Origin of the sequence: Pseudomonas asiatica (assembly GCF_040214835.1) — a bacterium.
Lineage (GTDB): Bacteria > Pseudomonadota > Gammaproteobacteria > Pseudomonadales > Pseudomonadaceae > Aquipseudomonas > Aquipseudomonas putida_Z.
Genome location: NZ_CP157874.1, coordinates 1,954,220 through 1,967,750 on the forward strand (window position 1 = coordinate 1,954,220; position 13,531 = coordinate 1,967,750).

At 64.6% G+C, this 13,531-nt stretch carries 11 protein-coding genes and 1 tRNA gene; 8 read left to right on the forward strand and 4 right to left on the reverse strand.

All coding sequences use genetic code 11. The annotated features are described in order from the left end of the window. Positions 1-366 precede the first annotated feature (366 nt). A complete protein-coding gene (locus ABNP31_RS08835) occupies positions 367-2,055 on the forward strand; it encodes a putative bifunctional diguanylate cyclase/phosphodiesterase (RefSeq protein ID WP_350013210.1) in 1,689 nt (562 codons plus the stop codon). 7 nt (positions 2,056-2,062) lie between these two features. On the opposite strand, the gene ABNP31_RS08840 is transcribed toward ABNP31_RS08835, so the two are convergent. From ABNP31_RS08840 to ABNP31_RS08850, 3 genes are all read right to left on the reverse strand, one after another. Then, the gene (locus ABNP31_RS08840; RefSeq protein WP_025338409.1) at positions 2,063-2,542 is read right to left on the reverse strand and encodes an Lrp/AsnC family transcriptional regulator; all 480 of its coding nucleotides are present in this window, start codon (positions 2,540-2,542) and stop codon (positions 2,063-2,065) included. Positions 2,543-2,704: 162 nt separating this feature from the next. Further along, entirely contained in the window at positions 2,705-3,769 is a 1,065-nt protein-coding gene (locus ABNP31_RS08845) for an ornithine cyclodeaminase (protein ID WP_350013211.1), read from the reverse strand. A gap of 452 nt (positions 3,770-4,221) precedes the next feature. After that, positions 4,222-5,970 (reverse strand): sigma-54-dependent Fis family transcriptional regulator, encoded by a 1,749-nt coding sequence (locus tag ABNP31_RS08850; RefSeq protein ID WP_350013212.1) that lies wholly within the window; start codon positions 5,968-5,970, stop codon positions 4,222-4,224. A 224-nt stretch (positions 5,971-6,194) separates the two neighbouring features. On the opposite strand from ABNP31_RS08850, the gene ABNP31_RS08855 reads away from it, so the two are divergent. From ABNP31_RS08855 to ABNP31_RS08880, 6 genes are read left to right on the forward strand one after another with little or no spacing between them, the layout of a single operon-like run. Next, positions 6,195-7,289: an ABC transporter ATP-binding protein gene (locus ABNP31_RS08855; protein WP_350013213.1), complete on the forward strand. Its 1,095-nt coding sequence runs from the start codon at positions 6,195-6,197 to the stop codon at positions 7,287-7,289. Beyond that, complete coding sequence (locus ABNP31_RS08860) at positions 7,289-8,398, forward strand: ABC transporter ATP-binding protein (protein WP_238067508.1); 1,110 nt, start codon at positions 7,289-7,291, stop codon at positions 8,396-8,398. The genes ABNP31_RS08855 and ABNP31_RS08860 overlap by 1 nt, the downstream gene beginning before the upstream one ends. Further along, positions 8,395-9,258, forward strand: coding sequence for a carbohydrate ABC transporter permease (locus ABNP31_RS08865; protein ID WP_013971875.1), 864 nt, complete (start codon positions 8,395-8,397; stop codon positions 9,256-9,258). Before ABNP31_RS08860 ends, ABNP31_RS08865 begins: the two co-directional genes overlap by 4 nt. 3 nt (positions 9,259-9,261) lie before the next feature. Then, positions 9,262-10,062 carry a carbohydrate ABC transporter permease gene (locus tag ABNP31_RS08870; protein ID WP_238067509.1) on the forward strand — a complete coding sequence of 267 codons (801 nt, stop codon included), beginning with the start codon at positions 9,262-9,264 and terminating at the stop codon, positions 10,060-10,062. Positions 10,063-10,074: 12 nt separating this feature from the next. Beyond that, positions 10,075-10,347, forward strand: coding sequence for a DUF2160 domain-containing protein (locus ABNP31_RS08875; RefSeq protein ID WP_013971877.1), 273 nt, complete (start codon positions 10,075-10,077; stop codon positions 10,345-10,347). A 39-nt stretch (positions 10,348-10,386) separates the two neighbouring features. Beyond that, on the forward strand, positions 10,387-12,126 hold the full coding sequence (locus ABNP31_RS08880; RefSeq protein WP_085663143.1) for an ABC transporter substrate-binding protein: 1,740 nt from the start codon (positions 10,387-10,389) through the stop codon (positions 12,124-12,126). A 186-nt stretch (positions 12,127-12,312) separates the two neighbouring features. On the opposite strand, the gene folD is transcribed toward ABNP31_RS08880, so the two are convergent. After that, positions 12,313-13,167, reverse strand: coding sequence for a bifunctional methylenetetrahydrofolate dehydrogenase/methenyltetrahydrofolate cyclohydrolase FolD (folD, locus tag ABNP31_RS08885; RefSeq protein WP_350013214.1), 855 nt, complete (start codon positions 13,165-13,167; stop codon positions 12,313-12,315). 271 nt (positions 13,168-13,438) lie between these two features. Between folD and ABNP31_RS08890 the strand changes: the two genes are divergently transcribed. Beyond that, positions 13,439-13,515: transfer RNA gene (locus ABNP31_RS08890), tRNA-Arg, on the forward strand. Positions 13,516-13,531: the final 16 nt, after the last annotated feature.

Below are 13,531 nucleotides of genomic sequence, written 5' to 3' on the forward strand. Positions count from 1 at the left end.
ACCGGTTTGTTCAGCGCGAAGCCATGAAAGCGCGAAAAATCCGACTTTGCAAGGTTTTTTGGCCTTACCGGTCTGACCAGTTGTGGGGCAATCCAGCCTGCCTCGCTCTAATTCGGTGCGTCTGGTTGATCGGGCCGCAGTGCGGCCGTTCGCAGGTGAATCGCAGCGGCGAACCGCGTGCGCACATGAATCAGATCAGGCTTTGGCCAGTGCCTCGGGCACCGTAGCAATCAGCTTGCCAAGCGCCATGCCGACTTCAATATTTTCGATAACGCCATGATTCATAAGGGTTATTTGCATTATGCGGGTGACCTCGTAGAATCCGCGCCCTCGTGGAGCGCTTCAACCGCCAAGGCAGGATGCTTTATGGATGACATCTATCGTGCGGCCGTGGACGCGGCTGCGATCTTTTCCGAAACCGACCTGCGAGGGACCATCACCTACGTCAACCAGCAGTTCTGCAGCATTTCGGGCTACAGCCGCGAGGAGCTGCTGGGCGCCAACCACCGCATCCTCAACTCCGGCCTGCACGAGCCGGAGTTCTTCGTCGGCATGTGGCGGGCGCTGGCCGCTGGCCGGGTGTGGAAGGGCGAGATCTGCAACCGCGCCAGGGACGGCTCGCTGTACTGGGTCGACAGCACCATGGTGCCGCTGGTCGACCCGCTCACCGGCGAGGTGCGCAAGTACGTGTCGATCCGTTTCGACGTCACCGAGAAGCGCCAGTTGCTGCATACCTTGCAGTGGCGTGTGGGCCATGACGTGCTCACCGGCCTGCCCAACCGCGCCTACCTTTCCGACCTGCTGAACCAGGCCCTGGCCTGCTCGCGGCGTGAAGACATTGCGCTGGCGGTGTGCATGCTCGACCTGGATGGCTTCAAGGCGGTCAACGACGGCTACGGGCATGCCATGGGCGACCTGCTGCTGGTCGAGGTGGCGCAGCGCCTGAAGCACATCCTGCGCGATGGCGACGCGGTGGCCCGGCTGTCGGGAGACGAATTCGTGCTGATCCTGCGCGACGTCGACGAAGACCGCCGGCTGCATGCGGCGCTGCGCCGGGTGCTGCGGGCACTGGCGGCGCCCTATGTGGTACGCGAGCAGCGCCTGTCGCTGAGCGCCAGTATCGGCGTGACCCTGTACCCGCAGGACGACGAAGATGCCGACACCCTGGTGCGCCATGCCGACCAGGCCATGTATGTGGCCAAGCAACGTGGGCGCAACCGCTATCACCTGTTCGATGTGTCCCAGGAGCAGGAACTGAAGGCTACCCACCAGACCGTGGCGCGGGTGCGCCGGGCCTTGCACAACGGCGAGCTGTGCCTGTATTACCAGCCCAAGGTCAACCTGCGCAGCGGCCAGGTGCTGGGTTTCGAGGGCTTGCTGCGCTGGCAGCGGCCAGGCCGCGGGCTGGTGCCGCCTGGTGATTTCCTGCCCGCGGTGGAGCAGACCGACCTGATCGTGGAAATCGGCGAGTGGGTGCTCGACCAGGCGCTGAATCAGCTGCAGGCATGGCAGCGCCAGGGGTGGCCCTGGTCACTGAGCGTGAACATCGCCGCGCGGCATTTGCAGCGCAGCGACTTTGTCGAACGCCTGCAGCAGTTGCTGGCGGCGCACCCGGAGGTGGACCCGGCGCGGCTGGACCTGGAAATCGTCGAGTCGGTGGCCATCGACAACCTGCAGCATGTCAGCTGCTGTCTCGATGCCTGCCGCGCGCTGGGTGTGCGCTTCTCCCTGGACGACTTCGGCACTGGTTATTCGTCGCTGAGCTACCTGAAGCGCTTGCCGACCCAGACGATCAAGATCGACCAGTCGTTCGTGCGCGACATCCTGCATGACCAGGACGACCTGGCGCTGACCGGGGCGGTGATCGGCCTGGCGCGGGCATTTGGCCGCGAGGTGATTGCCGAAGGGCTGGAGAGCGTCGAGCATGGGCGGGTGCTGATGGGGTTGGGCTGCGAGCTGGCACAGGGTTACTGCATCGCTCGGCCGATGCCGGCCAGTGCGGTGCAAGCCTGGGCGCTGGCCTATCGGCAGCCGGCGCAATGGCGCGACTCTTGATAGCGCGTCAGCGAGCCATTGGCTTGACCTCGGCCAGTACCGGGTGCGCGACCAGCTTGTCGATGTGCAGGGTGTCGTCGTTCATCCAGCTTTCGCTGAGCAGCCGGTAGTGTTCCATGTCGCGGCAGCGCAGGCGCAGGCTGTAGTCGAAGTGGCCGCTGATCAGTTGGCACTCGTGCACTTCCGGGCAGTTGCGCAGGGTGGCTTCGAAGGCCTTCTGCGCGGCCCGCCCGCTTTGGTTGGACAGGGCGACCAGCACCAGCAGCGACACCCCGGGCGCCACCTTCTGCAGGTCGATGATCGCCCCGTAGCCGCGGATCACGCCACGGCGCTCCAGCTTGCGTACACGCTCCAGGCAGGGGCGCGGGGTGAGGTGGACGAGACTGGAGAGCTTCTCGAAGGTGATGCGGCCGTCATGGCGCAGGATGTCGATGATCGCTTCGTCGATGCGGTCGAGGGGGTGGGCGTTGGCGTCCTTGGTGTCCATGCGCTTGGGCTTCGTTCGGAAGAGGGCATGGGACAGGTTAGGCGGTAAAGGGGGCCGCTGCGCGGCCCATCGCGACACAAGGCCGCTCCTACAAGGGATACGCGGTCCTTGTGTAGGAGCGGCCTTGTGTCGCGATGGGCTGCGCAGCAGCTCCAGGATCCATCAGGCGCAGACAGAACCAGCCTTGGCCACCGCCCGCAACTCCACCACCCGCGGCTGCAACAACCCATACAAATCCTTCGGATCTTCCAGCACCGGCACCAGCCCGATATCCGTGCCGATACCCAGCGCCTGCGCCGTATCCAGCACATAGCGCAAGGCCGAATAATCCTCCAAGGCAAACCCCACCGAGTCGAACAGCGTCACCTGTTCGGCGCGCTCACGCCCCTTGGCTTCCCCGGCAACCACGCGCCAGAATTCGGTCACTGGCGAGTCCGCCGGCATCTGCTGGATCTCGCCTTCCACCCGGCTCTGCGGCTCGTACTCGACGATCACCCGGGCCCGCTCGACAATCGCCCGGTGCAGCTCGGTCTTGCCTGGGCAGTCACCGCCCACGGCGTTCAGGTGCATGCCCGGCTCGATCATCTCCGGGGTGAGGATGGTGGCGCAGGCCTTGTCGGCGGTCACCGTGGTGACGATATCGGCCCCGCGTACCGCTTCGGCCACGGAGCTGGCGATGCTCAGCTTGAGGCCGGGTCGGTTGGCCAGGTTGGCGACCAATTTGGCCGAGGCGGCCGGGTCGATGTCGTACAGGCGGATTTCATCGATGCCCAGCAGGGCATTGAAGGCGATGGCCTGGAACTCGCTTTGCGAGCCATTGCCGATCAACGCCATGCTGCGGCTGTCTTCGCGCGCCAGGTAGCGGGCGGCCAGGGCCGAGGTGGCCGCAGTGCGGATGGCGGTGGTCAGGGTCATTTCGCTAAGCAGCAACGGTGCACCGGTATCGACGCTCGCCAGGGCGCCGAAGGCCATCACTGTGGGCAGGCCATGGCGAGTGTTCTTCGGATGGCCGTTGACGTACTTGAAGGCGTAGCGGCTGGCGTCCGAGATTGGCATCAGCTCGATCACGCCGTCCGCTGAATGGTTGGCCACCCGGGCGCATTTTTCGAAGGCGGGCCAGCGCAGGTAGTCCTGACGGATGTACTCGGCCATTTCCAGCAGGCACGTGGGCAGGCCTTTGCGGTTGACCAGGCGGGCCAAGTCTTGCACATCGATATAGCGGGTCATGAGGGGTCTCCCTGCGGTCGACGCTTCCAGAGTGGGCTCTGGTTTCATTGTGCGGCGGGTGGGGAGGTAAAGCTGGCTGTAATGGGCTGTGGCGGCAGCGGCTTTGGCTGATTTCGCTGCGCTGGCAGCCGAATCGGCTGTGGCTGCCTGGCCCGGCCCTATCGCCGGCAAGCCGGCTCCCACAGGGATATCACAGGCCTTGAGAGCGGCGCTGTAGGAGATAGCCCAGCCCTTTGGGCCGTGCTGTCGCACAGATAACTGAATTCGCGAGCGATCCTCGTACCCTGTGGGAGCGGCTTTAGCCGCGAAGAATCCAACGCGGTGCATGGCACCGGCTGCGCCGGTGTTCGCGGCTAAAGCCGCTCCCACAGGGTCCCTGCTAACTCAATGACTTATGTGCAGTTCTATGAGAGCTGGCTTGCCGGCGATGAGGCCCGCACAGGCAAAGGCAATCATCGCTCACGCAGCCGCTTGTACAGCGTGGTGCGGCTGATCCCAAGCCCGCGCGCCACCGCCGACAGGTTGCCGTTGGCTTGCTCCACCAGCGCGTGCAGGTCCGCTTCCTCAGTGGCAAGCAGCACGGGGGCCTGCAACTCGGCCAGAAATCCTGCAGGCAGGTGCTCGACGCCAACCGGCCCATTACCCGCCAAGGCCAGCGCCACCTGCAGCACACTCACCAGTTCACGCATATTCCCCGGCCAGGGGTGCTGATCGAGCAGTTCGATAATGGCCGCAGGCAGCCGCGCAGGCTGCCCGGGGTCGCGGTAGCGCGCATGCACCTGCTCGATCAGCTGCCGGCGATCACTGCGCTCGCGCAGCGGCGGCAACACCACCGCCAGCCCGGCGATGCGGTAATACAGGTCCTGGCGAAAGCGCCCGGCGCGCACTTCTTCGGCCAGGTCGCGGTTGCTCGCCGACACCACGCGGATATCCACCGCCACCGGTTCGCCGCTGCCCAATGGCTGGATGCTGCGCGTCTGCAGCACGCGCAGCAGTCGGGCCTGGGTGGGCAGCGGCATGTCGCCGATTTCGTCGAGGAACAGGATGCCGTGGTGGGCCTTGCGGATCAGGCCCGGGTTGCCCTTCTGGTGGGCGCCGGTGAACGCGCCCTTGTCGTAGCCGAACAGTTCCGACTCCACCAGCTCTGCCGGGATCGCCGCACAGTTGACGGCAATCAGCGGCTGGCTGGCGCGGCTGCTGGCCCGGTGCAGGGTATCGACGAATACCTCCTTGCCTACGCCGGTTTCCCCCTGCACCAGCACCGGGATGTCCTTTTCCAGCAGCAGGCCGGCCTGCGCCAGGGCCTTCTCCAGGCGTGGTTCGGCGCTACTGGCGGCGGGGCGGCCGGGGGCCTCACGCGGTGGCTGCCACTGGCAATGAAAGCGGTTGCGCCCGGTGGCTTGCAGGGCGAAGGGCTGTTGCCGGGGATGGCTGAGCAGCTGTTGCAGGGGCAACTGGAACAGTTGCGCGATGTTCTGCTGCAGCGGGTTGCCCCCGAGCAGGGTGTCGGCCCGGTGATTGGCGGCCAGCACCTGCCCGTGCTGATCGAACACCAGCAGGCCGGCCCAGGGGCTGTCGAGGTTGTCGGAGGCGCTGTTGAAGATCAGTTGCGCGTGCTGGTCGGCATGCTTGGCGAGGATCAGGCGGTTCTCCAGGCTCTGGCCCATCATGCGTACCAGGCCCAGGGTCTGGCTGGCGGGCAGGTAGCCGTCGCTGGCCACATCGAGCACCCCGACCAGCTGCCGCTCGGCGTCGAACAGCGGCGCGGCGGCGCTGGACATATAGCGGTTCTGGCGCAGGAAGTGCTCGTCCTGGCCCACGTGAATCGCCTCGGCGCAGACCAGCGCGGTGCCCAGCGCATTGGTGCCGACACCGCGCTCGTGCCAGTGGGCACCGGCGCTGAAACCATGCTGCTGGCGCGGCTCGATGAACCGCCGCGAGCCCCAGCTGTCGAGCAGGCAGCCGCTGGCATCGGCCAGCATCACCAGGTAGCTGGCATTGCCCAGCAGGTGCGCATATTGCGGCAGCACCGCTTCGCGGGTCAGGTGCAGCAGGGCCTGGCGCTGCTCCAGCAGGGCGTTCAGCTCGGCGCGGGTCAGGCAGTCGAAGTCCGGGGCGTGCTGGGGTTGCAGGCCGTGGTCGCGGCAGCGGGCCCAGGAGGCCTGGATCAGTTGGGCATGGGTCGAAGCGGATGCGGCCATGGGCCTGTCCTGTGTGATTGTTGTCATGGGGCCGACCGCTGTTCAGTGTCGTGCACGGTTGTTCAATGTCAAACCGGCAAGTGTTCAGTTGTTCAGTGCTTGTGTTCACTTGTGAACCTGCGATTGGCCGGTGTTGCCAGCAAGGCCCCGGGCCAGACGGTCGCGGCGCAACTGGCACGAAACTGGCTGTGCCCGGCAGACAAAAACCACAAGAAGGCCACGCCATGTCCCTGGTGCTGGAACAGGTCAGCCGCAGCGTCGACAACCAGGCCTGGATCGTCGATGCCTCACTGCGTTTCGAACCCGGCTCGTTCAACGTGCTGCTGGGCCGCACCCTGGCCGGCAAGACCAGCCTGATGCGCCTGATGGCCGGGCTCGATCGCCCGAACCGGGGGCGGGTGCTGATGGATGGCCAGGACGTGACTGGCGTGCCGGTGCGCCAGCGCAATGTGTCGATGGTGTATCAGCAGTTCATCAATTACCCGACCCTCAGCGTGTACGAGAACATTGCGTCACCGCTGCGCCAGGCACGCATGGCCGAGCCCCAGATTCGCCGACGGGTGCAGGAAACCGCCGAAATGCTGCGCATCGAAGCCTACCTGCAGCGCCTGCCGCTGGAGCTGTCCGGTGGCCAACAGCAACGCACGGCAATGGCCCGGGCGCTGGTCAAGGATGCCTCGCTGATCCTGTTCGACGAGCCACTGGTCAACCTCGACTACAAACTGCGCGAGGGCCTGCGCCAGGAACTGCGCGAACTGTTCGCGGCACGCCACTGCATTGCCGTGTATGCCACCACCGAGCCCAACGAGGCGCTGGCTCTGGGCGGTACCACCACCCTGGTGCATGAGGGCCGTATCGTCCAGAGCGGGCCTACCGCCGAGGTCTACCAGCGCCCGGGCAGCGTGCTGGCTGCCGAGCTGTTTTCCGAGCCGCCGATCAACCTGGTGCCTGGCCATATCAGCGGCAACGACGTGAGCCTGGCCCATGCCGTGCACTTTGCCCGCAATGCCGACTTGCAGCCGCTTGCCGAGGGTGACTACCGCTTTGGCGTGCGGCCCAGCCACATCAGCCTGGTGCCGGCCCACGACGACGACCTGGAATTGTCGGTGCTGGTGGAACTGGCCGAGATCAGTGGTTCAGAGACCTTCCTGCATGTACGCAACGAACACTGGCGCATGATCCTGCACCTGCCAGGGGTGCACGAATACCAGGTGGACACGCCGATCCGCGTGTTCATCCCCACACACAAGCTGTTCGTGTTCGACAGCGCCGGGGCGCTGGTGCAGGCCCCTGGGCTGCGCCAGGCAAGGAGAGGGTGATGGCCGAGATCCGCCTGCGCCAACTGGCGCACAGCTACAGCCGCCAGCCCGCCAGCGAGGCAGACTATGCCCTGCACGCGCTGGAGCATGTGTGGGAGCAGGGCGGTGCCTACGCCTTGCTCGGGCCGTCGGGCTGCGGCAAGTCGACCTTGCTCAACATCATTTCCGGGCTGCTGACACCGTCCCACGGCGAGGTGCTGTTCGACGGCAAGCCGGTCAACCGGCTGTCACCACAGGCGCGCAACATCGCCCAGGTGTTCCAGTTCCCGGTGGTGTACGACACCATGACGGTGTTCGACAACCTGGCGTTTCCCTTGCGCAACCAGGGGCTGGACGAAGCCCGGGTGCAGGCCCGGGTGGAGGAGATTGCCGAGGTACTCGACCTCTCGGCCGTGCTGCGCAAGAAGGCGCGCAACCTCAGTGCCGACGAAAAGCAGAAGGTCTCCATGGGCCGTGGCCTGGTGCGCGATGACGTGTCGGCGATCCTGTTCGACGAGCCGCTGACGGTGATCGACCCGCACCTGAAGTGGAAGCTGCGGCGCAAGCTCAAGCAGATCCACGAGCAGTTCAACATCACCATGATCTACGTCACCCACGACCAGTTGGAGGCCTCGACGTTCGCCGACAAGATCGCGGTGATGCACGGCGGGCGCATCGTTCAGTTCGGCACCCCGCGCGAACTGTTCGAGCGGCCGCGGCATACCTTCGTCGGTTACTTCATCGGCAGCCCGGGAATGAACCTGATCGAGGTACGCGCCGAAGCGGGCGGGGTGGCGTTCGGCGATATTCACCTGGTGCTGCCCGGGCAACTGCGGGAGCACCTGCGAGAGCGCCTGGCGGCCACAGGCGGTGGACGCCTGCAGGTAGGCATCCGCCCGGAATTCGTGCAGCTGTGGGACAGCCCGTTCGATGACGCCTACCCGGCACGGGTGCTGGACGTCGAGGACCTGGGCACCTACCGCATCGTCACCCTCGAACTGGGCGGTGTCGCGCTCAAGGCGCGCCTGGGCGAGGACCGCCCACTGCCGGTGGCCCAGGCCTGGGTCAGCCTGCCGGCGCAGTGGCTGATGCTGTACGTCGACGATGTGCTGCTGGAGGCCGGGCCATGAACAAGGTGCCGAACAACAAGGCCTGGTGGCTGGTGCTGCCGGTGTTCCTGCTGGTGGCATTCAGTGCGGTGGTGCCGATGATGACGGTGGTCAACTACTCGGTGCAGGACATCTTCGACCAGTCCAACCGCTACTTCGTCGGCGCCGACTGGTACCGCCAGGTGCTGCGCGACCCGGCGCTGCACGATGCGCTGCTGCGCCAGTTCATCTATTCCGCCTGCGTGCTGCTGATCGAGATCCCGCTGGGCATCGCCATTGCCCTGACCATGCCGACCAAGGGGCGCATGGCCTCGGTGTGCCTGATCGTCATGGCCATCCCGTTGCTGATCCCGTGGAACGTGGTCGGCACCATCTGGCAGATTTTCGGCCGGGCCGACATCGGCCTGCTCGGCGCCACCCTGGCCAAGCTCGGGGTCAGCTACAACTACGCCGGCGACCCGTTCGACGCTTGGCTGACCGTGCTGGTGATGGACGTGTGGCACTGGACCTCGCTGGTGGCCTTGCTCTGTTATTCGGGGCTGCGCGCCATCCCCGACGTGTACTACCAGGCTGCGCGCATCGACCGCGCCTCGGGCTGGGCGGTGTTCCGTCATATCCAGTTGCCCAAGCTGAAGAACGTCCTGCTGATCGCGGTGATGCTGCGCTTCATGGACAGCTTCATGATCTATACCGAGCCCTTCGTGCTGACCGGTGGCGGGCCCGGCAACGCCACCACCTTCCTCAGCCAGACCCTCACGCGCATGGCCGTGGGGCAGTTCGACCTGGGCCCGGCGGCGGCATTCTCGCTGGTGTACTTCCTGATCATCCTGCTGGTTTCGTGGCTGTTCTACACAGCCATGACCCATGCCGACAAGGACTAGTCCATGAGCTCACGCAAATCGCTGGCCCTGTTGCTGTACTTCTTCTTCCTGCTGGTGCCGATCTACTGGCTGCTGAACATGTCGTTCAAGAGCAACACCGAGATCCTCGGCGGCCTGACCCTGTGGCCACAGGCGTTCACCCTCGACAACTACCGGGTGATCTTCACCGATGCCAGCTGGTACAGCGGCTACATCAATTCGCTGTACTACGTGTGCCTGAACACGCTGATTTCGCTGCTGGTGGCGCTGCCAGCGGCATATGCCTTCTCGCGTTACCGCTTCCTCGGTGACCGGCACCTGTTCTTCTGGCTGCTGACCAACCGCATGGCGCCACCGGCGGTGTTCCTGCTGCCGTTCTTCCAGCTGTATTCGTCGATCGGCCTGTTCGATACCCATATCGCCGTGGCCCTGGCCCACTGCCTGTTCAACGTGCCGCTGGCGGTGTGGATCCTCGAGGGGTTCATGTCTGGTGTGCCGAAGGAAATCGACGAAACAGCCTACATCGACGGCTACAGCTTCCCGCGCTTCTTCGTGAAGATCTTCATCCCGCTGATTGGCTCCGGCATCGGCGTGACGGCGTTTTTCTGTTTCATGTTCTCCTGGGTCGAGCTGCTGCTGGCGCGCACCCTGACCTCGGTGAATGCCAAACCGATCGCCGCTGTGATGACCCGTACCGTGTCGGCCTCGGGCATCGATTGGGGCGTGTTGGCGGCGGCGGGGGTACTGACCATCTTGCCGGGCATGCTGGTGATCTGGTTCGTGCGCAACCATGTGGCCAAGGGCTTCGCCCTGGGCCGGGTGTGAGGAGGGCAAGGCATGGAGTGGATGGCCTGGACCTTGCCGACGGCGCTGTTCTTCGCCGCCGTTGGCGTGCTGCTGCTGGGCATGACCCTGCTCGAACTGCGCCGCCCCTGCGTGGAGCGACGCGGCTTCCTGCCGCTGGTCACCAGCCGTGGCGACCGCTTGTTCATCGGCCTGCTGGCCAGCGCCTACCTGCATTTGCTGGTGGTTGGCGTCAGCGAGTGGCCATTGTGGGTGGCCTCGCTGCTGTCGCTGGCGTGGCTGGTGGTGGTGCTGCGCTGGGGCTGAGCGAGCGGCCCTGTGGGATAACTGAAACGGGAGATCACAATGTTCGACAACAAGTACAACAGGCGACATTTGACCCTGGCCGCGTTGCTGGTACTGGCCAGCGTGCAGGGCACAGCCTGGGCCGACCAGTACGAGGATGCGGCAAGGAAGTGGCTCGGCAGTGAGTTCAAGCCTTCGACCCTTACCCCTGAACAGCAGCTGGCCGAGTTGAAGTGGTTCATCAAGGCTGCCGAGCCGTTCCGCGGCATGAAGATCAACGTGGTGTCGGAAACCATCACCACCCATGAATACGAGTCCAAGGTGCTGGCCAAGGCCTTCAGCGAGATCACCGGTATACAGCTGACCCACGACCTGTTGCAGGAAGGCGACGTGGTGGAAAAGCTGCAGACACAGATGCAGTCGGACAAGAACATCTATGACGGCTGGGTCAACGACTCCGACCTGATCGGTACGCACTTTCGCTACGGCAAGGTGGAATCGATCACCGACCTGATGGCCAACGAAGGCAAGGACTACACTTCGCCGACCCTGGACCTGAAGGACTTCATCGGCATTTCCTTCACCACCGCGCCGGATGGCAAGGTCTACCAACTGCCCGACCAGCAGTTCGCCAACCTCTACTGGTTCCGTGCCGACTGGTTCGAGCGGCCCGAGCTGAAGGCCAGGTTCAAGGAAAAATACGGCTACGAGCTGGGCGTACCGGTGAACTGGTCGGCCTACGAGGACATTGCCAGGTTCTTCAGCGAAGACGTCAAGGAGATCGACGGCAAACGCGTCTATGGCCACATGGACTACGGCAAGAAAGACCCGTCGCTGGGCTGGCGCTTCACCGATGCCTGGTTCTCCATGGCGGGTGGCGGCGACAAAGGCCTGCCCAATGGTTTGCCGGTGGACGAATGGGGCATTCGCGTGGAGGACTGCCACCCGGTGGGGTCCAGCGTGACCCGTGGCGGCGACACCAACGGCCCGGCCGCCGTGTATGCCACGCAGAAGTACGTGGACTGGATGCGTGCCTATGCGCCCAAGGAAGCCCAGGGCATGACCTTCTCCGAAGCCGGCCCGGTGCCGGCACAGGGCAACATCGCCCAGCAGATCTTCTGGTACACCGCGTTTACCGCCGACATGACCAAGCCCGGTTTGCCGGTGGTGAACGCCGACGGCACGCCGAAGTGGCGTATGGCGCCTTCGCCGAAGGGGCCGTACTGGGAGGAGGGGATGAAGCTGGGCTACCAGGACACCGGTTCGTGGACCTTCTTCAAGTCCACCCCCGAGAAGCAACGCCTGGCTGCGTGGCTGTACGCCCAGTTCGTCACCTCCAAGACCGTGTCGCTGAAAAAGACCATCGTCGGCCTCACGCCGATTCGCGAGTCGGACATCAATTCCCAGGCCATGACCGAACTGGCGCCCAAGTTGGGCGGGCTGGTGGAGTTCTACCGCAGCCCGGCGCGGGTACAGTGGACACCGACCGGCACCAACGTGCCGGATTACCCGCGGTTGGCGCAGTTGTGGTGGAGCCACATCGCCGAAGTGGCCAGTGGCGAGAAGACCCCGCAGGAAGCGCTGGACGGCCTGGCCCGCGACCAGGACCGGATGATGGAGCGCTTGCAGCGGTCCAACGCCCAGGCCACCTGCGCACCGAAGCTGAACCCGGAGAAGGACGCCCAGTACTGGTTCGACCAGCCCGGGGCGCCGAAACCGAAACTGGCCAACGAAAAGCCCAAGGGCGAGACGGTCAGCTACAACGAACTGCTGAAGTCGTGGGAGGCGGCGAGGAAGTGACCGGCTGAATACCGCGCCGGCCTCTTCGCGGGTAAACCCGCTCCCACAGAGATATCGCCATCTTCTGGGACGGCGCGCAACCTGTGGGAGCGGGTTCACCCGCGAAGAGGCCGGTGAAGCCAATGCATTGATCACGGGCAAAAAAAACGGCACCTGCCAGAGGTGCCGTTTTCATATCACGCGGTATTACTTGTGCAGCTCTTCCGCCGCATACAGCGTGTTCTCCAGCAGGCATGCGCGGGTCATCGGCCCGACGCCGCCCGGCACCGGCGTGATCCAGCCGGCGCGCGGCAGGGCGGTCTCGTAGACCACGTCGCCGACCAGCTTGCCGTCTTCCTGGCGGTTGATGCCCACGTCGATAACGATGGCACCTTCCTTGATCCATTCACCCTTGACCAGGCCAGGCTTGCCGGCGGCCACTACCACCAGGTCGGCGCGGCCGACATGGCCGGCGAGGTCCTTGGTGAAGCGGTGGCAGACGGTCACGGTGCAGCCGGCCAGCAGCAGCTCCATGGCCATCGGGCGGCCAACGATGTTGGAGGCGCCGACGATGACCGCGTTCATGCCGTACAGGTCCTGGCCGGTGCTTTCCAGCAGGGTCATGATGCCCTTCGGCGTGCACGGGCGCAGCAGCGGGATGCGCTGGGCCAGGCGGCCGATGTTGTACGGGTGGAAGCCGTCCACGTCCTTGTCCGGGCGGATGCGCTCGAGCAGCAGCGAGGCGTCCAGGTGCGCCGGCAGCGGCAACTGCAGCAGGATACCGTCGACGGCCGGGTCGTCATTGAGGCGGTCGATCAGCTCGGTCAGGGCCTGCTGCGTGGTTTCGCTGGGCAGGTCGAACGCCTGCGAAATGAAGCCGACCTCTTCGCAGTCCTTGCGCTTGTGCGAGACATAGACTTGGGAGGCGGGGTCGGTGCCGACCAGGATCACCGCCAGGCCCGGCGTACGCAGGCCTTGCTGGCGACGCTCCACGACACGTTGAGCGATCTGCTGGCGCAAGTTGGCGGCGATCGCCTTGCCATCGATTAGGTGTGCAGTCATAGACGCGTGATTAACCATCGAGAAGGAAACAATTAAAGAGGGCGCATTCTCGCACGACATGGGCCAAGGGCAAAGGCGGGTGGTCGGGCAAATCCCCTAAGCCCTTAAATAATTTAAATTTTTTTGAGAAAGGTGTTGACGACTATCAGGCCCGCCTATAAGATTCGCCGCACTTGTCGGGCACAGCCTAGCACTGGTTGGCTAAGTCGGGCAGAATGAGTGGTTTAGCAGTTACCTGTTAAGGTCTCGTTCGGTTAGGCTTCAAGCTTAAGCGCCCGTAGCTCAGCTGGATAGAGCATCCGCCTTCTAAGCGGATGGTCGCAGGTTCGAGTCCTGCCGGGTGCGCCATTAGGCAGCTTTGGCA